Raw genomic sequence first — 20,755 nt, 5'->3', positions numbered from 1 at the left:
GATTTTTTAGGATTAAAGATATTTATCTATGTTCTAATTGTAAAATGTTCTTTGGGCTGTTCTCTTCTAAAGAATATGAAGCCCCACTGAAAAGTATCTATCGTTACGGTCACTTTTGGATGTGTTTTTATGATTTTCCAAGCTTCATCCATACCGGCTGACCAATGAATATCGTCAAAAATCCAAACGGTTTCATTATTTACAGTGTGAAGTAGTTGCTCAAAATAAGCTAAGGTGGCTTTTTTCGAATGATTCCCGTCAAAAAAAATCAGTTTAAAGTTTAAAGTTTCTATTTTCAAGTCGTCCAAATAACGTTCAAATGGAGTCACAACAGAAGTTATATTGGTTAATTCAAATTCTTGAAATTGATTTTGAGCAATATTTGCTGTTTCGGGGCAACCCTCTAGCGTGGTTAATTTTGCATTTTTACTTCCCAATGCCATAGCAGCTGTAGCGAGACCTAATGAAGTTCCTATTTCTAGTATTGATTCAGGTTGAAAATAATTGGTAATTCTAAATAATAATTCAGCTCGTTTTGAAGTAATTCCTGCTGTTTTGACAATTTGGGCTATTGCCCTAGTATTCGATTTGAAAACTTTAGATCCCGCGCCAAAGTCGGTTACTTCTATGGTATTCGGATTTGCTAAAAGTGATTTTCTATAATTATTCAAAACCGTGTATTCTGGTTTTGGTTTTCGATCATAAAAACATTTGGTGATTAAATTAAATACAAAAGGCGAATGAACTGCATGCTCATTTTTAGAATGCCAAAGGAATTGTAAGTACGATTTTATTTGGAAAAACATATTTTTATAAGCTTCAAAGTAGCAAAGGTACAAAGATTATGAGTGATACTGAGTTGGGTTTTTAAGTTTAAATATACTTATCACTTCAAAAATTAAGTCATTTCAAAAAAAACTATATTTGCGCTCTTAAAATCAATAGCCATACAATTTCAGAAGATGATGAACGAAGAACAAATACATGGAGGAGTAATCACATCGGAAGAAATTAACCGTTGTATTGCGATTCTCGCTCAATTAAATATGGATACTGATCAAATATTTGATATCCCAAAAGAACAAAGAACTGCTTTAATAAAAGCGGCAGGTCAATTCTCGAGACCAGATCGAGACGAGCTTTCTCGTAGAAAAAAAGACGGAAAAGCAGTTGCAAAACGTAAAAAAGAAAAGCAAGATAGAACGGCACGTAAAGAAACTGGAATTAGATATGCGCGTGAAGCAAGTGTTTTTGTTGCGCCAAAATTACTGGCTTTTAATGATTTAGAAAGCAAAGAGCAGTTAGAGTTAGAAACGTCTAGGAATTGCTATGTATGTAAAACGTCGTTTACTAAAATGCATCACTTTTATGATACTATGTGTACTGATTGTGGCGATTTTAATTATGCCAAACGTTTTCAAAGTGCTGATGTAAAAGGACAAGTAGCTGTTATTACCGGTTCTCGATTAAAAATTGGGTATCATATTACATTGATGCTACTACGAGGAGGAGCAACGGTTATTGCAACGACACGTTTTCCAGTTGATTCAGCTTTGCGTTTTGGGAAAGAACCTGATTTTATGGATTGGGGACACCGTTTAAAAATCCATGGATTGGATTTAAGACATATTCCTAGTGTTGAGATTTTTTGCAATTTCATAGAGCAGAAATACGAGCGATTGGATATTTTGATTAATAATGCGGCGCAAACTGTTCGACGTCCTGCTGGGTTTTATACCCACATGATGGAGAATGAAGAGCGTCCAATTCATACTTTGCCTAAACAAGCACAAGAATTATTACTAGATCATATTAATTGTTTGGATGAATTAAAAGTACTGACTTCGGGAGCTTCTTCGACTGAAAATATGCCAGTAACTTGGCATGGTCCAGAACCGGGAATTGGTTTGCGGGCTTCCGCCAAATTATCTCAGATCCCTTATTCATTTGACAACGCACTTGTCGCTAACGAGGTCTTTCCTGAAGGAGAACTCGATGCCGACTTGCAACAAGTAGATTTAAGAAAGACGAATAGCTGGCGTTTAAAGTTGGGCCAAATAGAAACTACCGAAATGATTGAAGTACAATTGGTGAATTCAGTTGCACCGTTTGTATTATGTAATCGTCTTTCGGAAGTAATGAAAAAAGACAATACGGGACAAAAGCATATTATTAATGTCTCAGCTATGGAAGGGAAGTTCCATCGTTTTTTTAAAGAAGCCCGACATCCACATACTAATATGGCTAAAGCTGCTTTGAATATGCTTACGCATACCGCTGCAGGAGAATTGGCGAAAGCTGGAATATTTATGAATGCCGTAGATACGGGCTGGGTGACTGATGAAGATCCTGCCGAATTAGCCAAGAAGAAACAAGAACTCGAAGATTTTCAACCCCCTTTAGATATTGTGGATGGTGCGGCTAGGGTTATGGATCCGTTATTTGATGGTATTAATACTGGAAAACATTGGTGTGGGAAGTTCTTGAAAGACTACAACCCGATTCCTTGGTAAAAGCATGTCCCCCTTCAATAGGGAATTCTAATAATTTATAAAATAGAGCCACAACAGAATATAATTTTGTTGTGGTTTTTTGTTGCTACTTATTACGTGCATAGAATATATTCATAGTTTTTATCTATTGAAAAAATATTTTTGATAATAAATTTTATGTAAATTAGCATAGAAACTTTATAGAACAAAAATCATATATAATTATGGAAAACAACAATAATCCAAACGGTGAAAGTAAATGTCCGTTTTCAGGAAGTGCTACAAAGCAAAGTGCAGGTTCAGGGACAAGAAACAATGATTGGTGGCCAAATCAGTTAAAATTAAGCATCCTACGTCAGCATGCTGATCTGTCTAACCCAATGGGTGAGGCGTTCAACTATGCAGAAGAGTTTAAAAGTCTTGATTTAGCAGCCCTTAAGGAAGATATTTTTGAATTAATGACAAACTCTCAAGAATGGTGGCCTGCCGATTATGGTCATTATGGCCCATTTTTTATTCGAATGGCATGGCATAGCGCAGGAACGTATCGTATTGCTGATGGTCGTGGTGGAGCGGGTTTTGGGACACAACGATTTGCACCGCTGAACAGTTGGCCAGATAATGTGAATTTAGATAAAGCACGTTTGTTATTATGGCCAATTAAACAGAAATATGGTAAGAAAATTTCTTGGGCCGATTTGATGGTGCTTACTGGTAACTGTGCTTTAGAATCAATGGGGTTAAAGACTTTTGGTTTTGCCGGTGGACGTGCTGATGTATGGGAACCAGCTGAAGATATTTATTGGGGTTCTGAAGGGAAATGGTTGGATGACAAGCGTTATACAGGAGATCGTGAATTAGAAAATCCATTGGCTGCTGTTCAAATGGGACTTATTTACGTAAACCCAGAAGGACCTAATGGAAATCCTGACCCATTGGCTTCAGCTCGTGACATTAGAGAAACTTTTGCTCGTATGGCAATGAATGATGAAGAAACTGTGGCGCTTATTGCAGGTGGGCATACTTTTGGGAAAACGCACGGAGCTGCTGATCCAAACGAATATGTAGGTCCAGAACCCGCAGCTGCACCTATTGAACAACAGGGACTTGGGTGGAAAAACACTTTTGGTACTGGAAATGGAGAATATACAATAGGAAGCGGTCTAGAGGGTGCTTGGACAACAACACCAACAAAATGGAGTAACAACTATTTTGAAAACTTATTCGGATTTGAATGGGAGTTAGCAAAGAGTCCAGCCGGCGCTCATCAATGGAAGCCAAAAGCGGGAGCAGGTTCAGGTACAGTACCAGATGCTCATAATCCATCAAAAAGTCATGCGCCAACCATGCTTACTGCTGATCTTGCCTTGAGAGCTGATCCTATTTATGAACCTATTTCAAGACATTTCTTTGAAAACCCGGATGAATTTGCGGATGCATTTTCTCGAGCATGGTTTAAATTGACGCACCGCGATATGGGGCCAATAGAACGTTACCTTGGACCAGAAGTACCGCAAGAAGAATTGATCTGGCAAGATCCAGTTCCAGCGGTTAACCATGAGCTAATCGATGCAAATGATATCGTTGCTCTTAAAAGTAAAATATTGGATTCAGGACTTTCGGTATCTCAATTGGTGTCTACTGCTTGGGCTTCGGCATCAACATTTCGTGGTTCTGATAAAAGAGGTGGGGCTAACGGAGCGCGTATTCAACTCGCGCCACAAAAAGATTGGCAAGTAAATAACCCTGCTCAGTTAGAGAAAGTATTAGAAACACTTAAAGGAATTCAAGCAGCGTTTAATAATGCACAAGCAGGAGGAAAAAAAGTGTCTCTAGCGGATTTAATTGTTTTGGCTGGTTGTGCAGGTGTTGAAAAGGCAGCTGCAAATTCAGGTCATAATGTTACAGTTCCATTTACTCCAGGAAGAACAGATGCTTCGCAAGAACAAACAGATATTGAATCATTTGCAGTTCTAGAGCCAGAAGCAGATGGATTCCGAAATTATATGAAGGCAAAATACACCACATCAGCTGAAGAAATGTTAGTGGATAAAGCACAACTGTTGACTTTAACAGTACCAGAGATGACCGTATTAGTAGGTGGACTGCGTGTTCTTAATACTAATTTTGATCATTCAAAAAAAGGGGTATTCACTAGTCGTCCAGAGGTGTTAACTAATGATTACTTTTTAAATCTTTTGGATTTAGGTACAACATGGAAAGCAGCTTCTGATTCTCAAGACGTTTTTGAAGGTCGTGATCGCAAGACAGGAGAATTAAAATGGACTGGAACACGTGTCGATTTGATATTTGGATCTAACTCTGAGCTTAGAGCAATTGCTGAGGTTTATGGGTGTGAAGATTCTCACGAGAAGTTCTTAAATGACTTTGTTGCAGTTTGGAATAAAGTGATGAATTTAGGGCGTTATGACTTAGTTTAATCAGTCTAAAAAGACTAAAGAGATTGTGTTATTTTATAAAACCACAGCGGAATCTAGGATTCTGTTGTGGTTTTTTTTCTTTATATTTTATAATTAGTAATTTTGTCGAGTTAATTTAAAATATACTTTCAATTAATAGCAGTTTAATCTTGACTATTAATTATTGCTGTATTTATATTATTCCGTCTTTTTAAGTTATAATCAACAATGTTAACCCATTTGTTATGGTAAGTAGAATTAAGATCTTTTGTAAACCTGTTCAATTCTTCTGAAACGATTTCAATATATTCCGCATAAGTTTTTAGATCTAGTTCACTTAAGTTTTGTTCTTCTTTTATTAAAGCCGATAGACCCATTAAGTTGGCAACAGGTTTTCTAAGCACGTGCGAAATGTCAAATGAAATTTGTTCCATTGTTTTTTCGTAGGCAATGTGGCTGCTGATTTCATGATACATACCATACCAAACGACTTCATTATTAGGTAATCTTTCAGGCTCAGCTTTCACCATATACCATTTGGTTACATTATCTATTTCAATTTTATATTCAAAATACCAAGTAGTAAGTGTTTTGTATGATGTCTCTAAGGCTTTTTTGAATTTAGTTTGGTAATCTTTGTGAATTAAATTAAATCCATCAAATGGTTCTAAAACTTTTTTATCTTCATCAAGATTTTTAGGTAATTTAAAATCGCCTAAACTTAGAAAGTCGTATATAAATTCCCCATTAGATCTTCTTCTTAATTGAAAAATAGTAGAAGGAATGTTATCTGTAAGTTTTATTAGGTTCTCAGCACTTTTGGCAATGTAATTTCTTTGTTCAAGCATTAGCTTTCTAATATTCAAAAAATCCATTGTCTTTTTTGCCAATATTTGTAATGCTTTTTTTTGATTCTCGGTAATAAACCTTGGTTTACTATCAAGAACACATAAAGTACCTAATACATTTCCTTCTGGTGTCACTAATGGGGCTCCTGCATAAAACCGAATGTTAAGTGGACCAGTTACAGTAGGATTATTTGCAAATCGTTTATCTGTATAAGTATCTTCAATAACAAGTACTTCATTTGGTTTCGTTAAGGTATACTTACAAAAGGAATACTCTCTTTTAGTTTGTTGTTGATGGACTCCCTTCCTGGCTTTAAACCATTGCCTGTCTTTATCAACCATTGTTATTAAAGAAATTGGCATGTCAAACACCAGGGAAACTAATTCAGTTATTTCATTTAATTCCTCCTCAGGATCTGTGTCTAAAATGGCATAACTTAACAAATCTTCAACACGATTTTTGTATTTCTTCACGGTTCTTTAAATAGGTTAGTTAGTTTTAATAAAAATACTAATATTATTAAAAAAAAACAATTCCATTTAACGCCACTTTTTTACTATTCATCTATATAAAATGGCTTTTTTAGATATAATCAAAAAAATTAACAGCTTTAAATGAATATCTAATCGTTAAAATTTATTAATTCCACTTATTTAATTGTTTTATGTTTTTATTAATTATAGTAAGTTTTAATGCTACCAAATAGATTATTTCAATGAATTACTTTTGGAGCCATTAAAATGCGGTTTTATACTATTTATTATGAAAAATCAGGGTTGTTTTTTATAACATTAATTGTAGCTAAATAGAATCGTTTTATTGTAGGATAGTTGTGTATTTGAATATTAGGTAAAGTAAAAGTTTATTTAGTATTATTAAATTTGTAAATTATTCTTAATTTTTTACTTCTGTTTTATTTTTTTACTAATTTTACAACTCAATAAAGAGAATATAATAATAAGACTTTCAATTTTAGTTTAACTGCATTTTAAAAATTAAAAATATGGTAGTACAATATCAAGGACAACAAAAAGGAATACCGACAAAATTTACGGTAAGAATTAGCAAGAATAATATATTGAAAAACGGTTCTAAATACCAAATGGATTTATTGGTAGGAGAAAAGAAATTACCCACGTTTAAGACATTAAATCATAAGAGTCTATCTGATTGTTTAAAAGAAATGTACCTGTTCAGAAAATTCAACAATATAGAGTTAGAAGCTTCTTCAGAAAAAGTTGAACCTACTTTTATTCCTTCGGATTCGATTTTATACAACAACTATAAGCAGACTTTATTTATGGCATAATACCATTTATAAGTTATAAAATCAAAAAGCCACAATAGAATTAATTTCTATTATGGCTTTTTACTATTCAAATATGTGGACAAGAATAAAAATTTGGGAGGCTCTATTCTTTCTCTTTCTGATATAATTAATATTATCCTTCCATCTTGGCGCTTAATTCAAACCATCGTTCTTCTTTCGCTTCCATTTTATTGATTAGGTTTTGTAGTTCTTTTGCTTTTTTCTCAATATCGGTATCAGCTACTTTTCCTTCAGAAAATAAAAGCTCAATCTTGGCTTTTTGTTCTTCTAAATCTTTGATTTCGCGTTCTGTTTTTTGGAATTCTTTTTGCTCGTTGAAAGTTAAGTTTCCAGTTGGATTGTTTTGTTTCCAGTCTTTCTTCTCTGCTTTGTTTTCTTCTTTTTGTGCCACATCAGCACTGTCTTCATAGGCTCTAAAATCAGAATAGTTTCCAGGGAAATCTTCTACAATTCCATCACCTCTAAAAATGAATAAGTGATCTACAATTTTATCCATGAAATACCTATCGTGAGAAACTACTAATAAACATCCAGGATAATCTAATAAAAAGCTTTCTAAAACGTTCAATGTCACAATGTCTAAATCATTCGTTGGCTCATCCAGAATCAAGAAGTTTGGATTCTGAATCAATACCGTACACAAGTACAAACGTTTCAATTCTCCACCACTTAAACGATCTACAAAATCATATTGCTTTTTTGCATCAAACAAGAAACGCTCCAATAATTGAGAAGCCGAAATTAATTTCCCTTTCATTAACGGAATAAATTCTCCGTATTCTTTAATGACATCGATAACACGCTGTCCTGGTTTTGGGTTGATTCCACTTTGTGTATAATAGCCCACTTTTATGGTTTCACCTACAATAACTTTTCCACTATCAAGCGGTAAAGTTCCTGTCAATAAATTCAAAAACGTCGATTTTCCAGTTCCGTTTTTACCAATGATTCCAATGCGTTCTCCACGTTGAAAGTCAAAACTAAAATTATCCATGATGACATGGTCTTTGAATTTTTTGGAAATTTTGTGAAGCTCAATAATCTTGCTTCCCATGCGTTCCATATTGATTTCAAGCTCTACTTTATTCTCACGACGGCGACTTTGTGCTTTTTCTTTGATGTCGTAAAAATCATCCTGACGCGATTTAGACTTAGTTGTTCTCGCTTTTGGTTGGCGGCGCATCCATTCTAATTCTTTTACAAATAAATTCTGTGCTTTATCAACACTCGAATTTTCTGAAGCAATACGCTCTTCTTTTTTCTCTAAATAATAAGAGTAATTTCCTTTGTATTGGTATAATTTTCCGTTGTCAAGTTCAATGATTTCATTACAAACACGTTCTAAGAAGAAACGATCGTGCGTTACCATAAATAACGTTATATTTTCTTTGGCAAAATAACTTTCTAACCATTCAATCATCTCTAAATCCAAGTGATTCGTAGGTTCATCCAAGATTAATAAATCAGGACGGTTAATCAAGATAATAGCAAGTGATAATCTTTTTTTCTGTCCACCAGAAAGATTTTTTACTTTCAATTTGAAATTTTCTAACTTCAGTTTGAACAAAATTTGTTTGTACTGTGTTTCAAAATCCCAAGCATTGTGCTGATCCATTCCGTCAAAAGCTTTTTGATAGGCCTCTTCATCCTCTGGATTTTCTAATGCTTTTTCATAAGCTTCAATCACTTTCAAAGTCTCATTATCCGATGCGAAAATACTTTCCTCAATAGTCAATTCTTCTTGTAAATTATTGTTTTGCGACAAGAATGCCATTTTGATGCCTTTTCTTAAAACAACTTGACCAGTATCCGACTCTTCTAAGCCGTTAATGATACTCATTATAGTTGTTTTTCCAGAGCCATTTTTGGCAATAAAAGCGATTTTTTGGTCTTTATTTATCCCAAACGAAATGTTGTCAAATAAGGTTCTTTCACCAAATGATTTCGAGATATTTTCTACAGAAAGGTAATTCACAAGTCTAAATTTTTTGCAAAAGTAAACTTTTAAATGTCGATTTACGAATTGTTTAACTTATTCTAAGCTTTTAATAGGGAATTCTTTTACCAGATACAGAGACAAATAAGTACTTAAGTCAAATTGATGTAATTTTTGGGGAGAATTAATCCATGGTTTTCTAGAAAAATTTTCATTCGTTAAATAATAATGCAACCCATCTGGAGTGGCAATTCCTTCAATTTGATGAAAAGGAAGTTGGAGTTTTATTTTTCGCTTATTTCCATTAAAAAAACTGGTTTTAGTGTAATTATAAAGCAGGTAAACAAAAGGCTGTAAAGTTTTGCTGTAACCGCATAAAGCAATACCGTTTTGTGAAGGTAAATAGGTTGCTCCTGTGACCAATCCTTTTATTTTAAAGGTCTCTTTGTATTGTGCAATATAATTTCCGGGTGTTTTTGGTAAAGAGTAAACGCTGGTGTTTTGGTTATTCCATTCTTTGGTAAACAAATAAATACTGTCGTTTGTAATAATAAAAGCTTCACAATCAAAATTAGTAGTATTGGGTTGCAAGGGAGTGAAATTAGTTTGGTCAGAGTACGAAAAAGAAATGGTATCTATCTTTTGGTCGATTGAATCAATTGATTTTTTTTCGATTCTTAGAATATGCAAGTCTTTTCGGTTTCCAGACACATTATTCCCAAAATCACCAATGTAAAAATAGCTACTGTCCTGCGAAATTTCTTCCCAGTCTTTATTGGATACGTTTTTTAGTACCACTTTTTGTTTGATATTTCCTGAAGTATCTAGCGCATAAAGTGCAGTATCGGTATCGTCATTAATAGTCCATAACAGCGAATTACTTTGGGTTAAACCCGAACTTTCATTTAAATTTTTAGGAAGAGAAGCAGAATAAACTGGCTTAATTTTCGTAGAACGATAGCGACAACTGCCGTCATTTATTGTGGCTAATGAATTGTAATTTATAGAAAGTGGATCAGTACAACCCGAAATTTGGGCATATGTTGCCGTTATAAAAAGGAAAAAGAATAGGAGTACTGTTTTCATATTTTCAAAAGTAATCGTTTCTAAATGATTATTTTAATAATTTGGAGCGAATCATTAGGCATTATTTGCAGGCAAAGTTCCTGCTTTCACCTTTATCTTTGCTCGTTCCTCGCAAAGGATATCGGTTCTATCAGGGCTAAATTGGAAATAGTGTTTTTAATTTGAAACTTTGTGTCTTTGATTCATTAGATATATCTTTGATTCATGCAATTATCAGTAATCATCCTTAATTATAATGTCCGCTATTTTTTAGAACTCTGTGTTTTAAGTGTGCAAAGTGCGCTTACAAATATTGATAGCGAAATTATTGTAATTGACAATAACTCGGATGACGGTAGTTGTGAGATGATTAAAGCACTATTTCCCCATGTCAAACTCGTTCAAAATAAAGAGAATGTAGGTTTTTCTAAAGGAAATAATATTGGAGTAGCAGAAGCAAAAGGAGAATTTATATGTATTCTTAATCCAGATACAGTAGTTGCGGAAGATACTTTTGTTAAAATTTTAGCTTTCGCTAAAGGTCAAGACAACCTAGGAATTGTGGGGTGTCGATTTATTGATGGTTCAGGGAATTTCTTGCCAGAATGTAAACGAGGAGTTCCAACACCATGGGTTGCTTTTACCAAAATCGCAGGTTTGTATAAAATTTTTCCTAGATCAAGAATTTTCGGGAAATATTACGCCCAACAGCTATCGAAAAATGAAAATGGAAAAGTGGATATTTTAGTTGGTGCTTTTATGGTAATGAAAAGAGGATTCTATCAGGAGCTTGGTGGATTTGACGAAGATTGTTTTATGTATTCCGATGATATTGATTTATCTTATAGAGCTTTGAAAAAGGGTAGTTTTAATTATTATTTTCATGAAACTACCGTTATACACTATAAAGGAGAGAGTACTTTAAAAGATGAAATCTACATGAAACGGTTTCAAGAAGCCATGCAGTTTTTTTATAAAAAGCATTTCAAAGTTGCCCCGCTATTTACACTTTTTATGAACATAGGTAGTTATTTTTTTTCTTTCGCAAAAAGAATACAGGGGCATTCTATAATTAAAAAAGCTCCAAAATCGTATCTGCTTTATTCTTCAGATGAAGAATTGGCAAATAAGCTGACTTTAATTTTGCAAAAAAAAGTGGTGTTTCACAATTTGAAAACAGAAAAAATGGTAATTTCGTCTTCTTATAGAAGCGCTAAAGCGGTCGAAATTATTCTAGATAATGAATTTATTTCTTTTAAAGAATGTATAGCAATTATTGAATCTTCTAAAAGTAAGGAGCTTACCTTTAAAATGCGCCCTAAAAAAGCTAATTTTTTGATAGGAAGCAATAATAGTAATGAAAGAGGTGAGATTATAAAAATTGAATGAAAAATTACACTTAATGTAATTTATATATAAAATATTTAGTAATTTCGCAAACTGTAAAACAAAATCACCTTTTAGGTTAACAATATGGCAAGATTTGAATTAAAACTTCCTAAAATGGGAGAAAGTGTAGCAGAAGCAACCATTACAAATTGGTTGAAAGAAGTAGGTGATGCAATCGAAGCAGATGAGGCGGTGCTCGAAATTGCTACTGATAAGGTAGACAGCGAAGTGCCTAGTGAAGTTTCTGGGATTCTAGTTGAAAAATTGTTTGGAAAAGACGATTTAGTTCAAGTGGGACAAACAATCGCTATCATTGAAACGGAAGGTGGAGATGTAACTCCTGTTGTTAGTGAAGCTGAAGCTCCGGCTGAGGTGGCAGCAGTGGAAAAAACGGTGGACGCAGCTAAAGAAAGTGTTGCAACCTCTGATTATTCAGAATCTGATAAATTCTTTTCTCCATTGGTCAAGAATATTGCTAAAGAAGAAGGCGTTTCTGTAGCGGAATTAGAATTGATTGCAGGGACAGGCAAAGATGGAAGAGTTACAAAAAGTGATATTTTAGAATACGTTAAAAATAAAGGAAATCAATCAGTAGCTGCTCCAGTAAAAGCGATAGTAACTCCTGCTCCAGTTCAAACTTCTGCACCAGTTGCACAAAAAGCAGCACCAGTTTCTTTAAGTGGTGGTGATGAAATTGTCGAGATGGACAGGATGCGTAAGTTGATTGCGGGTTATATGGTTGCTTCAGTGCAAACGTCAGCCCATGTACAATCATTCATTGAAGTTGATGTGACAAACATCGTAAAATGGAGAGAGAAAAATAAATTGGCTTTCGAAAAGAGAGAAGGAGAGAAGTTGACTTATACTCCTATATTTATGGAAGCAGTTGCAAAAGCGATAAAAGATTACCCTGGAATGAATATTTCTGTGGATGGTGATTTTATAATCAAAAAGAAAAATATTAACCTTGGTATGGCTGCTTCATTGCCAAACGGGAATTTAATTGTTCCTGTTATTAAAAATGCAGATCAGCTGAATCTAGTAGGAATGGCAAAGGCAGTAAATGATTTAGGCGGACGTGCTAAAGCAGGAAAATTAAAACCAGACGATACACAAGGCGGAACGTATACGGTGACGAATGTGGGGACTTTTGGAAGTGTTTTTGGAACGCCAATTTTGAATCAACCACAAGTAGGGATTCTAGCACTTGGTGCTATCAGAAAAATGCCGGCAGTTATTGAAACTCCAGAAGGAGATTTTATAGGTATTCGTCAAAAGATGTTTTTGTCACACAGTTACGATCATCGTGTTGTAGATGGAGCTCTTGGAGGTAGTTTTGTAAAAAGAGTTGCTGAGTATCTTGAAGCATTTGATGTAAATAGAGATGTTTAATTCACACAATAATTAAGAAGGAACCCGATAAATTTTATATTTATCGGGTTTTCTTTTTTAATGTTATACCGAATTTTGAACCCAATTTTCTATATTTGTAGACACACAAAATTAAAAAATGGAACTTAAACTCAGTAAACCAATTTGCTTTTTCGATCTTGAAACTACAGGAATTGATATTGGAAAAGACAGAATTGTAGAAATATCAATATTCAAAGTTTTTCCAAACGGAAATAAAGAAAGTAAAACTTGGTTAGTGAATCCTACGATTCCTATTCCTCCACAAACTACTGCGGTTCATGGAATCACTGATGAGAAGGTGGCAAATGAACCCACATTTAACGAGTTGGCTGCGGCGGTTTATAATATGATCAAAGACAGTGATTTGGCAGGGTTTAATTCTGATCGATTCGATATTCCATTATTAGCGGAAGAAATGTTGCGAGCGGGAGTTGATTTTGACATGAAAAATCGTGTTTCAGTTGATGTTCAAACTATTTTCCACAAAAAAGAAGAACGTACTTTAAGTGCTGCTTTGAAGTTTTACTGTGGAACAGATTTAGAAAATGCGCATTCAGCAGAAGCAGATACTATGGCGACCTATGAAATTCTTAAAGCACAATTAGAACGTTATCCAGATTTAGATAATGATATGAAATTATTGTCTGAATTTTCTACTAGAAAAAAAATAGCTGATTTTGCTGGAATGATATCTTTTGATAAAGAAGGGAATGAAATATTTTCTTTTGGAAAACATAAAGGAGTAAAAGTAGATACTATTTTAGAGAAGGAACCAGGCTATTTTAGCTGGATTCAAAATGCTGATTTTCCTTTATATACTAAAAAAGTTTTAACGGCAATCAAACTTAGAAAATTGAATACTAAATAGGTATAAGGTTGTCGGTATTGGGTGTTAGGTATTCTCAAAACCCAGAACTGATAAGCTAATAATAAAAAACCAAGATATGAAAATCATCTGCATTGGTAGGAATTATGTCGACCATATAGAAGAATTGCAAAATGAGCGTCCTGCGGAACCCGTAGTTTTCATGAAGCCTGATTCAGCAATTTTATTAAAACAACATCCGTTTGTGATTCCTGAATTTTCGGAAGATATACATCACGAAATCGAAATTATTGTAAAAATAAATAAGGTTGGAAAGTATATTGAGTCAAAGTTTGCTCATAAGTATTATGATGAAATTAGTGTTGGAATCGATTTTACGGCTAGGGACTTACAACAGTCTTTAAAAGCAAAAGGATTGCCTTGGGAGAAAGCTAAAGCATTCGATGGGTCAGCAGTTATAGGAGATTTTTTACCAAAAGAGCAATTTAGTTCGTTAGAAAATATTACTTTTGAACTAACTAATAATGACAAATCAGTTCAAATAGGAGATTCTAGTTTAATGTTATGGAATATTGACGAGCTTATTTCTCATGTTTCTCAATATTTTACATTAAAAATAGGGGATATTATTTTTACGGGAACGCCAGCAGGAGTTGCTGCCGTAAAACCAGATGATGTATTAGAAGGATTTTTAGAAGGACATAAACTATTTAGAATACAGGTAAAATAATGGCTTTAAATTACAACCTTTCAAAAGTGTACGCACTTTCAGATAACGATTCAGAATTTGTAAATGAAATTCTGACCTTGTTCGTAACCGAAGTTCCAGATGATTTATTGCAAATCAAAGAAGGAATTAAAAAGAAAGACCATAAGCATGCGTATGCTTATGCGCATAAAATAAAACCAACTCTAGATCTTTTAGGGTTGAATGTCGCTTTTGAAGAAATTCTTCAATTGGAAGCTTGGACAAAAACGGAAGGAAAAAAGAAAGATATTGAAGATACTTTTAAAAGTATTAAAACACAAGTTAATGACGCTATAAAAGAAATAAAAAAAGACTTTGATCTTTAGTTTATTAGTCTTTTTTAAGTAATATAAATCAACATTCATTTTTAATGAATGTTGATTTTATTTATACAGCAAATCCTAAATTCATATCGATAATGAAAGCAACCATAGTTACTATAGGTGATGAAATTTTAATAGGGCAAATTGTAGATACTAATTCTGCTTTTATTGCTAAATCCTTAGATAGGATAGGAGTAGAAATTAATGAAATGGTTTCTATAAGAGATGATAAAAATCATATTTTGGATACGTTTTCAGCACTTCAAAATAAAGTTGATCTAGTTGTTATAACAGGTGGATTAGGGCCTACAAAAGATGATGTGACCAAAAAAACTTTTTGTGATTATTTTGAAGATGAATTGGTTGTAAATCAAGAGGTTTTAGCTCATGTTACTCAGTTAATTGAAGGCTTCTATAAACGAGAAATAACGCAAATTAATAAAGACCAAGCGCTTGTTCCTTCAAAATGTACTGTGCTTCATAATCAAGTAGGTACAGCTCCAGGAATGTGGATGAAAAAAGAAAATACTGTTTTTATTTCGCTACCTGGTGTGCCTTATGAAATGAAATACTTGGTTGAAAATGAAATTATTCCAAAAGTTGTAAAAGAATACAAACGACCTTATATAATCCATAAAACAATTCTTACCTATGGACAAGGAGAAAGTATGGTTTCGGAACGAATTGAAAACTGGGAAAACAGTCTTCCTGAATTTTTGAAGCTAGCTTATTTACCAAGTCCAGGAAGAGTAAGATTGCGTCTTTCGGCACGTGGTACAAATAAAGAATTGTTAGAGAATGTAATCGAAGAATATATCGTTTCACTAGATGCAATTATTCATGATATTATTGTAGGATTTGAAGAGGAGGAAACAATTGAGGTAATCATAGGGCAAATGCTCAAGAAACAGGGTAAAACGATAGCTACTGCCGAAAGTTGTACAGGTGGTTCGATTGCAGCGCTACTGACATCTGTTCCTGGAGCATCACATTATTTCAAAGGGAGTGTAGTTTCGTATGCGACAGAAGCTAAAATTGCTGTTTTAGGTATTCCAGAAGAGCTGATACAAGAGTATTCTGTAGTGAGTAGTGAAGTGGTTTCGGCAATGGCGTTGAGTGCAAAAAGGTTGATGAAAACAGATTATGCAATAGCGACAACTGGAAACGCTGGACCAACAAAAGGAGACGGAAATGCTGAAATTGGGTCGGTTTTTATTGCATTGGCAACTCCACGCGAAGTAATTGTTGAAGAACATAATTTTGGCCAACCACGTGAAAAAGTGATAGATAGAGCAGTGTTTAAGAGTTTAGAATTATTAAGGAAAGAAATTTTAAAAAATGTGCTGTAATTTTTTGCTTCATCCGTTTATTTTTCTTTTCTTTGCACCCTGATTTTGAATAACGATAAAAGATAAGTATAATGTCAAGAGTTTGTGACCTTACAGGTAAAAGAGCGATGGTAGGAAATAACGTTTCTCACGCTATGAATAAAACTAAGAGAAAATTTTCTGTTAACTTAGTGAAAAAGCGTTTTTATCTTCCAGAAGAAGATAGATGGATTACTCTTAGAGTAGCAGCATCTACGATAAAAACAATTAACAAAAATGGAATTGCAGCTGTTTTGAAAAAAGCACAGTCACAAGGATTTATTAAATAATCTTTAAATTCCAATATAAAAAAATAGCAAGATGGCAAAGAAAGGTAATAGAATCCAAGTAATTTTAGAATGTACTGAGCACAAAACAACTGGTGTTGCAGGAACTTCAAGATACATTACAACTAAGAACAAAAAAAACACTCCAGATAGATTAGAGATTAAAAAATTTAATCCAGTTTTGAAAAGAGTAACTGTTCACAAAGAAATTAAATAATAATAGCATTTTGAATACAATCTAAAATGATATCATTATAGATTTTTTAAAATACAAATAACATAGAATCATGGCAAAGAAAACCGTAGCATCGTTACAGACATCTTCTAAGAGATTATCAAAAGCCATCAAAATGGTGAAATCTCCTAAAACAGGTGCATATACATTCGTAGAATCTATTATGGCTCCTGAAGCTGTTGATGAATTCTTGAAAAAGAAATAATTAAGAAAAGCATTATATAGAAAAGCTACTTTCATTCGGAAGTAGCTTTTTTATTTTCTATCTTTACCGATTAGGAAATCGTATTAGTTCATTGAGCCTAATGATTTATATTTAATACTGTATAATACCATGAGTTTTTTTAAAAGAATCTTTTCATCTGAAAAAAAAGAGACCTTAGATAAAGGTCTTGAAAAATCAAAAACAACTTTTTTTAGTAAATTAAGTAAAGCTGTTGCAGGGAAATCTAAAGTAGATGATGCTGTTTTAGACAATTTGGAAGAAATACTCGTTTCTTCTGATGTGGGAGTTGATACTACCTTAAAAATAATTACACGTATTGAAAATCGTGTAGCTTCAGATAAATACCTTGGTATAGAAGAACTCAATCAAATTTTACAAGAAGAAATTGCTGCTTTATTATCAGAAACAAATACTGGTGAAGCAACTGAATTTGTTATTCCTATACAAACTAAACCATATGTTTTAATGGTAGTAGGTGTAAATGGAGTAGGAAAAACGACTACTATAGGTAAATTAGCTTACCAATTCAAAAAACAAGGTTACAATGTTGTTCTAGGTGCTGCAGATACTTTTCGTGCCGCAGCCATTGATCAGTTGCAAATTTGGGCAGATAGAGTAGGAGTTCCTATTGTAAGACAAAATATGGGAAGTGATCCCGCTTCAGTAGCTTTTGATACTTTACAATCGGCTGTTGCTCAAGGAGCAGATATTGTTATTATTGATACTGCTGGTCGTTTGCATAATAAAATAAACTTGATGAATGAATTAACAAAAGTAAAACGTGTAATGCAAAAAGTGGTAGCTGATGCTCCTCATGATGTTTTATTAGTTTTAGATGGTTCTACTGGTCAAAATGCTTTTGAACAAGCAAAACAGTTTACAGCAGCTACAGAGGTTACTTCACTTGCAATTACTAAACTTGACGGAACGGCCAAAGGTGGCGTTGTTATTGGTATCTCGGATCAATTTAAAATTCCTGTTAAATATATTGGAGTTGGTGAAGGAATTGAAGATTTGCAAGTCTTTAATAAATTTGAATTTGTAGATAGTTTTTTCAAATAAAAGAATCCCATGAATTTTTCTTCGATTAAAAATTTAAGCAGTATTTATCTTTATTTAATAAGTGTTGTTTGCTTTGTGATTGCCAATGTTGTTCGTAATTATAATATAATTTTCTATTATTTATTATTAGTATTGGGTATTGGTTTTTTTGTTATTGGTTTTACCAAGAGGTTAAAAAAGCAATAGGCCTATTTAAAGAAATAATTTGAAAAGCTATAGTTTGTTTTATTTTTCAATAATTAGCACATTATGAGTTATGGATTTTATATCTACCGAAGAAATTCTTAAAGAAAGGATTAAAGAATTATCTTGTTTATATGATGTTTCTTCAGTAATAATGCAACATGAAGATTCTGTTACAAATATTTTAGATAAAATTTGTTCCATCTTAAAATGCGCTTGGCGATTTTCTAATGATTCAATCGTAGAGTTAGAGTTGGATTCTTATTACCATACTACGGCTACAATTCCAGAACATACCGTTTTTCAAAAATCTTCCATTTCTATTTTTAATGAGAAAAAAGGGTATATTAAAGTGCATTATCCATCCGGACAATTTTCTAAAAAACATTTTTTGGGTGATGAAGAAAAGCTACTTAATAAAGTGTCTTCAGATATTAGTGTTTTTTATGAGAGACATTTAAATAAAGACAAAGAAGAGCTTTTAAAGAGAAGTGCCGAGCGTGTCGATCGACTTTCTATTCTTGGTGAAATAACTGCAGGAATAGCTCATGAATTGAATACTCCACTTGGTAATATTCTTGGTTTTGCGGAATTTATTAAAGAAAGAACTACAGAAAAACAATCACAAATGGATAGTGCAAAGATTATTAAAGCAGCTATTTATTCTAGGGAGGTTGTGAAAAAACTGATGTTTTTTTCTTGTGAGATGCCACAAAACATGAAATTTGTAAAAATTACGCCCATAGTTACAGATGCTTTGAGCTTATTAGGACCTAATTTTAAAAAAGCAGGTCTAAGTTATGAAGTCGATTTTAAGGATTTAGAATTAGAAGCGCAACTTGATCCCATTCAACTTACTCAAGTTTTATTTAATATCTTGATAAATTCGATCTATGTCTCCCCACTGAATACAGTAATTAAAGTTAGTGTATATACTGTCGAAGATCATTTTGTTATCGAAATAGGAGACCAAGGTCCTGGGATCAATAATGCTTATAAGTCTAAGATTTTTGAACCTTTCTTTACTACTAAGCCTATAGGCGAAGGTTCGGGATTAGGTTTGAGCGTGGTCCACGGGATTGTTAAAAGCCATAAAGGAGATATTTCTACCAGGGACAATCATCCTAATGGAACTATTTTTCAAGTTAGATTACCTTTAAAAATGTCTTAATGAAATTAAAGAAAGAAAATATTTTAATAGTAGATGATAACTATGATATGCTTGAGTTGCTTCATCGCAATTTAAAAGCTCAAAATTTTCATACTTATAAGGCATCTTCGGTAACAGAGGCAATTGAAATTTTAAAATTAAGTACTATTGATTTATTGATTACGGATTTACAGATGCCTGGTATAAATGGAATTGAGTTAATCAAATATGTTAGAGAGCATTTTCCCTTGATTCCAAAACTTGTAATTACAGGGTTTCCTTCTGTTGACAGTGCTGTTGAAGCAGTTAAGTCTGGAGCCATAGACTATTTAGCCAAACCATTTACTAATGAGGAACTCAAAAAAGCGGTGCAAAATTTGATTGATTCTAAAGAAAAAATCAATAATAGTATTGCAGTAGTTAAAAGCCTTAGTGTCGATACTAATATGGAATATGCTGGTATCGTCGGTCAGTCACAGCAAATTGTTGAGTTAATTGATTTAATTCAACGTGTAAAGGATAATCGAGCAACGATACTTATCCAAGGAGAAAGCGGTACTGGAAAGGAATTGGTAGCTAGAGCAATTCATTATAAAGGAATATTTTCTTCAAAACCTTTTATTGCTGTCAATTGTGGTGCAATACCTGAGAATTTAATGGAGTCGGAGCTTTTTGGTTATGTAAAAGGAGCTTTTACGGGTGCTAATGAAACTAGAGGAGGTTTTTTTCAAGCTGCAGATGGTGGCACTATTTTTTTAGATGAAATTGGTACAGCACCGTTGAATGTTCAAACTCGATTGTTGCGAGTTTTACAAGAAAAAGAAGTGTGTATGATAGGCTCTCAAAAAGCACAAAAAGTGGAATTGAGAATAATCACTGCTACAAATAATGATCTTTATGAAATGTCTAATAACGGGAGTTTTCGTGAAGACCTTTACTATAGATTAAATGTTGTTAATATTGAAACTCCACCTTTAAGACTAAGAAAAGATGATATAAAGCTGCTCTTGACCACTTTTCTTACAAAATATGGTAATGAATATAATAAACCAAATATTACAATTTCTGATAAAGTAATAAAGGTTTTATTGCGTCATTCTTGGCCGGGAAATGTCAGGGAGCTTGAAAATGTTGTTCAAAGAATGATCATCATGAGTAATGAGCAAATTGAGGTTAGTGATGTTCCAGAATATTTAAAATATCCGATGCCTTTTGAAAAAGAAGAGTTGAAGTCGCTAAAAGACATTGAGAAAGCACATATTCTTAAAGTGCTTTTGGCAGTTGATAATAATAAAACACGAGCGGCAGAGATTCTTCAAATTGATCGAAAAACGCTTCGTCAAAAATTAGATAACTAGCTTTTTTTTAGCGGGTAAATTCTCCTATATCGGGTAATTTCTCCTCAGTTATTTTTCACATAATATCATTTTATTTTTCTTAAACCCCTTAATTTT

The 20,755-nt window shown here is 33.3% G+C and carries 19 protein-coding genes; 15 read left to right on the top strand and 4 right to left on the bottom strand.

Features of this window, described 5'->3' with window-relative positions; translation table 11 throughout:
- Positions 1 to 26 precede the first annotated feature (26 nt).
- On the bottom strand, positions 27 to 806 hold the full coding sequence (locus AB3G39_RS13670) for an O-methyltransferase (RefSeq protein WP_369769436.1): 780 nt from the start codon (positions 804 to 806) through the stop codon (positions 27 to 29).
- A gap of 159 nt (positions 807 to 965) precedes the next feature.
- Between AB3G39_RS13670 and AB3G39_RS13665 the strand changes: the two genes are divergently transcribed.
- Positions 966 to 2,513 carry an SDR family oxidoreductase gene (locus tag AB3G39_RS13665; RefSeq protein WP_367774131.1) on the top strand — a complete coding sequence of 516 codons (1,548 nt, stop codon included), beginning with the start codon at positions 966 to 968 and terminating at the stop codon, positions 2,511 to 2,513.
- 203 nt (positions 2,514 to 2,716) lie between these two features.
- Complete coding sequence (gene katG / locus AB3G39_RS13660) at positions 2,717 to 4,933, top strand: catalase/peroxidase HPI (protein WP_369765474.1); 2,217 nt, start codon at positions 2,717 to 2,719, stop codon at positions 4,931 to 4,933.
- Positions 4,934 to 5,076: 143 nt separating this feature from the next.
- Here katG and AB3G39_RS13655 read toward each other — a convergent pair whose 3' ends face one another.
- Entirely contained in the window at positions 5,077 to 6,234 is a 1,158-nt protein-coding gene (locus AB3G39_RS13655) for a GAF domain-containing protein (protein WP_367768358.1), read from the bottom strand.
- A 530-nt stretch (positions 6,235 to 6,764) separates the two neighbouring features.
- On the opposite strand from AB3G39_RS13655, the gene AB3G39_RS13650 reads away from it, so the two are divergent.
- The gene (locus tag AB3G39_RS13650; RefSeq protein ID WP_369753401.1) at positions 6,765 to 7,070 is read left to right on the top strand and encodes a hypothetical protein; all 306 of its coding nucleotides are present in this window, start codon (positions 6,765 to 6,767) and stop codon (positions 7,068 to 7,070) included.
- A gap of 133 nt (positions 7,071 to 7,203) precedes the next feature.
- Here the strand turns inward: AB3G39_RS13650 and AB3G39_RS13645 are convergent, their stop codons facing one another.
- Positions 7,204 to 9,066: an ABC-F family ATP-binding cassette domain-containing protein gene (locus tag AB3G39_RS13645; RefSeq protein WP_369765473.1), complete on the bottom strand. Its 1,863-nt coding sequence runs from the start codon at positions 9,064 to 9,066 to the stop codon at positions 7,204 to 7,206.
- 57 nt (positions 9,067 to 9,123) lie between these two features.
- Positions 9,124 to 10,113 carry a T9SS C-terminal target domain-containing protein gene (locus tag AB3G39_RS13640; RefSeq protein WP_369765472.1) on the bottom strand — a complete coding sequence of 330 codons (990 nt, stop codon included), beginning with the start codon at positions 10,111 to 10,113 and terminating at the stop codon, positions 9,124 to 9,126.
- A 204-nt stretch (positions 10,114 to 10,317) separates the two neighbouring features.
- On the opposite strand from AB3G39_RS13640, the gene AB3G39_RS13635 reads away from it, so the two are divergent.
- The 12 genes from AB3G39_RS13635 to AB3G39_RS13580 all read left to right on the top strand — a co-directional run bounded on the left by AB3G39_RS13635 (position 10,318) and on the right by AB3G39_RS13580 (position 20,659).
- A complete protein-coding gene (locus tag AB3G39_RS13635) occupies positions 10,318 to 11,481 on the top strand; it encodes a glycosyltransferase family 2 protein (protein ID WP_369765471.1) in 1,164 nt (387 codons plus the stop codon).
- An 84-nt stretch (positions 11,482 to 11,565) separates the two neighbouring features.
- Positions 11,566 to 12,873 (top strand): dihydrolipoamide acetyltransferase family protein, encoded by a 1,308-nt coding sequence (locus AB3G39_RS13630; RefSeq protein WP_369765470.1) that lies wholly within the window; start codon positions 11,566 to 11,568, stop codon positions 12,871 to 12,873.
- Between the two features lie 118 nt (positions 12,874 to 12,991).
- Positions 12,992 to 13,762 (top strand): exonuclease domain-containing protein, encoded by a 771-nt coding sequence (locus tag AB3G39_RS13625; RefSeq protein ID WP_367768370.1) that lies wholly within the window; start codon positions 12,992 to 12,994, stop codon positions 13,760 to 13,762.
- A 76-nt stretch (positions 13,763 to 13,838) separates the two neighbouring features.
- Positions 13,839 to 14,450: a fumarylacetoacetate hydrolase family protein gene (locus AB3G39_RS13620; RefSeq protein WP_367768372.1), complete on the top strand. Its 612-nt coding sequence runs from the start codon at positions 13,839 to 13,841 to the stop codon at positions 14,448 to 14,450.
- Positions 14,450 to 14,794 carry an Hpt domain-containing protein gene (locus tag AB3G39_RS13615; RefSeq protein WP_367751916.1) on the top strand — a complete coding sequence of 115 codons (345 nt, stop codon included), beginning with the start codon at positions 14,450 to 14,452 and terminating at the stop codon, positions 14,792 to 14,794. The genes AB3G39_RS13620 and AB3G39_RS13615 overlap by 1 nt, the downstream gene beginning before the upstream one ends.
- Positions 14,795 to 14,886: 92 nt before the next feature.
- Complete coding sequence (locus AB3G39_RS13610) at positions 14,887 to 16,140, top strand: CinA family nicotinamide mononucleotide deamidase-related protein (RefSeq protein ID WP_369765469.1); 1,254 nt, start codon at positions 14,887 to 14,889, stop codon at positions 16,138 to 16,140.
- Positions 16,141 to 16,211: 71 nt separating this feature from the next.
- Positions 16,212 to 16,448 (top strand): 50S ribosomal protein L28, encoded by a 237-nt coding sequence (rpmB, locus tag AB3G39_RS13605; protein ID WP_072941276.1) that lies wholly within the window; start codon positions 16,212 to 16,214, stop codon positions 16,446 to 16,448.
- Between the two features lie 31 nt (positions 16,449 to 16,479).
- Positions 16,480 to 16,662, top strand: a complete 183-nt coding sequence (gene rpmG / locus AB3G39_RS13600; protein ID WP_108740707.1) for a 50S ribosomal protein L33 — start codon at positions 16,480 to 16,482, stop codon at positions 16,660 to 16,662.
- A 70-nt stretch (positions 16,663 to 16,732) separates the two neighbouring features.
- Positions 16,733 to 16,885: a DUF4295 domain-containing protein gene (locus tag AB3G39_RS13595; protein WP_073370281.1), complete on the top strand. Its 153-nt coding sequence runs from the start codon at positions 16,733 to 16,735 to the stop codon at positions 16,883 to 16,885.
- A gap of 129 nt (positions 16,886 to 17,014) precedes the next feature.
- Positions 17,015 to 17,968 carry a signal recognition particle-docking protein FtsY gene (gene ftsY, locus AB3G39_RS13590; RefSeq protein ID WP_369753410.1) on the top strand — a complete coding sequence of 318 codons (954 nt, stop codon included), beginning with the start codon at positions 17,015 to 17,017 and terminating at the stop codon, positions 17,966 to 17,968.
- A gap of 256 nt (positions 17,969 to 18,224) precedes the next feature.
- Positions 18,225 to 19,322 (top strand): sensor histidine kinase, encoded by a 1,098-nt coding sequence (locus tag AB3G39_RS13585; RefSeq protein ID WP_367768379.1) that lies wholly within the window; start codon positions 18,225 to 18,227, stop codon positions 19,320 to 19,322.
- A complete protein-coding gene (locus AB3G39_RS13580; protein WP_369765468.1) occupies positions 19,322 to 20,659 on the top strand; it encodes a sigma-54-dependent transcriptional regulator in 1,338 nt (445 codons plus the stop codon). The genes AB3G39_RS13585 and AB3G39_RS13580 overlap by 1 nt, the downstream gene beginning before the upstream one ends.
- Positions 20,660 to 20,755 lie beyond the last annotated feature (96 nt).

The organism is Flavobacterium sp. WC2416 (assembly GCF_041200095.1).
In the GTDB taxonomy this organism is placed as follows: domain Bacteria; phylum Bacteroidota; class Bacteroidia; order Flavobacteriales; family Flavobacteriaceae; genus Flavobacterium.
The sequence above is the reverse complement of the archived record's forward strand: the minus strand, read 5'-3'. Positions and strand labels throughout refer to the sequence as shown.

Coding starts and splice junctions, on each gene's coding strand:
- AB3G39_RS13670 (WP_369769436.1), bottom strand. CDS start 806: ATGTTTTTCCAAATAAAATCGTACTTACAATTCCTTTGGCATTCTAAA.
- AB3G39_RS13665 (WP_367774131.1), top strand. CDS start 966: ATGAACGAAGAACAAATACATGGAGGAGTAATCACATCGGAAGAAATT.
- katG (WP_369765474.1), top strand. CDS start 2,717: ATGGAAAACAACAATAATCCAAACGGTGAAAGTAAATGTCCGTTTTCA.
- AB3G39_RS13650 (WP_369753401.1), top strand. CDS start 6,765: ATGGTAGTACAATATCAAGGACAACAAAAAGGAATACCGACAAAATTT.
- AB3G39_RS13640 (WP_369765472.1), bottom strand. CDS start 10,113: ATGAAAACAGTACTCCTATTCTTTTTCCTTTTTATAACGGCAACATAT.
- AB3G39_RS13635 (WP_369765471.1), top strand. CDS start 10,318: ATGCAATTATCAGTAATCATCCTTAATTATAATGTCCGCTATTTTTTA.
- AB3G39_RS13630 (WP_369765470.1), top strand. CDS start 11,566: ATGGCAAGATTTGAATTAAAACTTCCTAAAATGGGAGAAAGTGTAGCA.
- AB3G39_RS13625 (WP_367768370.1), top strand. CDS start 12,992: ATGGAACTTAAACTCAGTAAACCAATTTGCTTTTTCGATCTTGAAACT.
- AB3G39_RS13620 (WP_367768372.1), top strand. CDS start 13,839: ATGAAAATCATCTGCATTGGTAGGAATTATGTCGACCATATAGAAGAA.
- AB3G39_RS13615 (WP_367751916.1), top strand. CDS start 14,450: ATGGCTTTAAATTACAACCTTTCAAAAGTGTACGCACTTTCAGATAAC.
- AB3G39_RS13610 (WP_369765469.1), top strand. CDS start 14,887: ATGAAAGCAACCATAGTTACTATAGGTGATGAAATTTTAATAGGGCAA.
- rpmB (WP_072941276.1), top strand. CDS start 16,212: ATGTCAAGAGTTTGTGACCTTACAGGTAAAAGAGCGATGGTAGGAAAT.
- rpmG (WP_108740707.1), top strand. CDS start 16,480: ATGGCAAAGAAAGGTAATAGAATCCAAGTAATTTTAGAATGTACTGAG.
- AB3G39_RS13595 (WP_073370281.1), top strand. CDS start 16,733: ATGGCAAAGAAAACCGTAGCATCGTTACAGACATCTTCTAAGAGATTA.
- ftsY (WP_369753410.1), top strand. CDS start 17,015: ATGAGTTTTTTTAAAAGAATCTTTTCATCTGAAAAAAAAGAGACCTTA.
- AB3G39_RS13585 (WP_367768379.1), top strand. CDS start 18,225: ATGGATTTTATATCTACCGAAGAAATTCTTAAAGAAAGGATTAAAGAA.
- AB3G39_RS13580 (WP_369765468.1), top strand. CDS start 19,322: ATGAAATTAAAGAAAGAAAATATTTTAATAGTAGATGATAACTATGAT.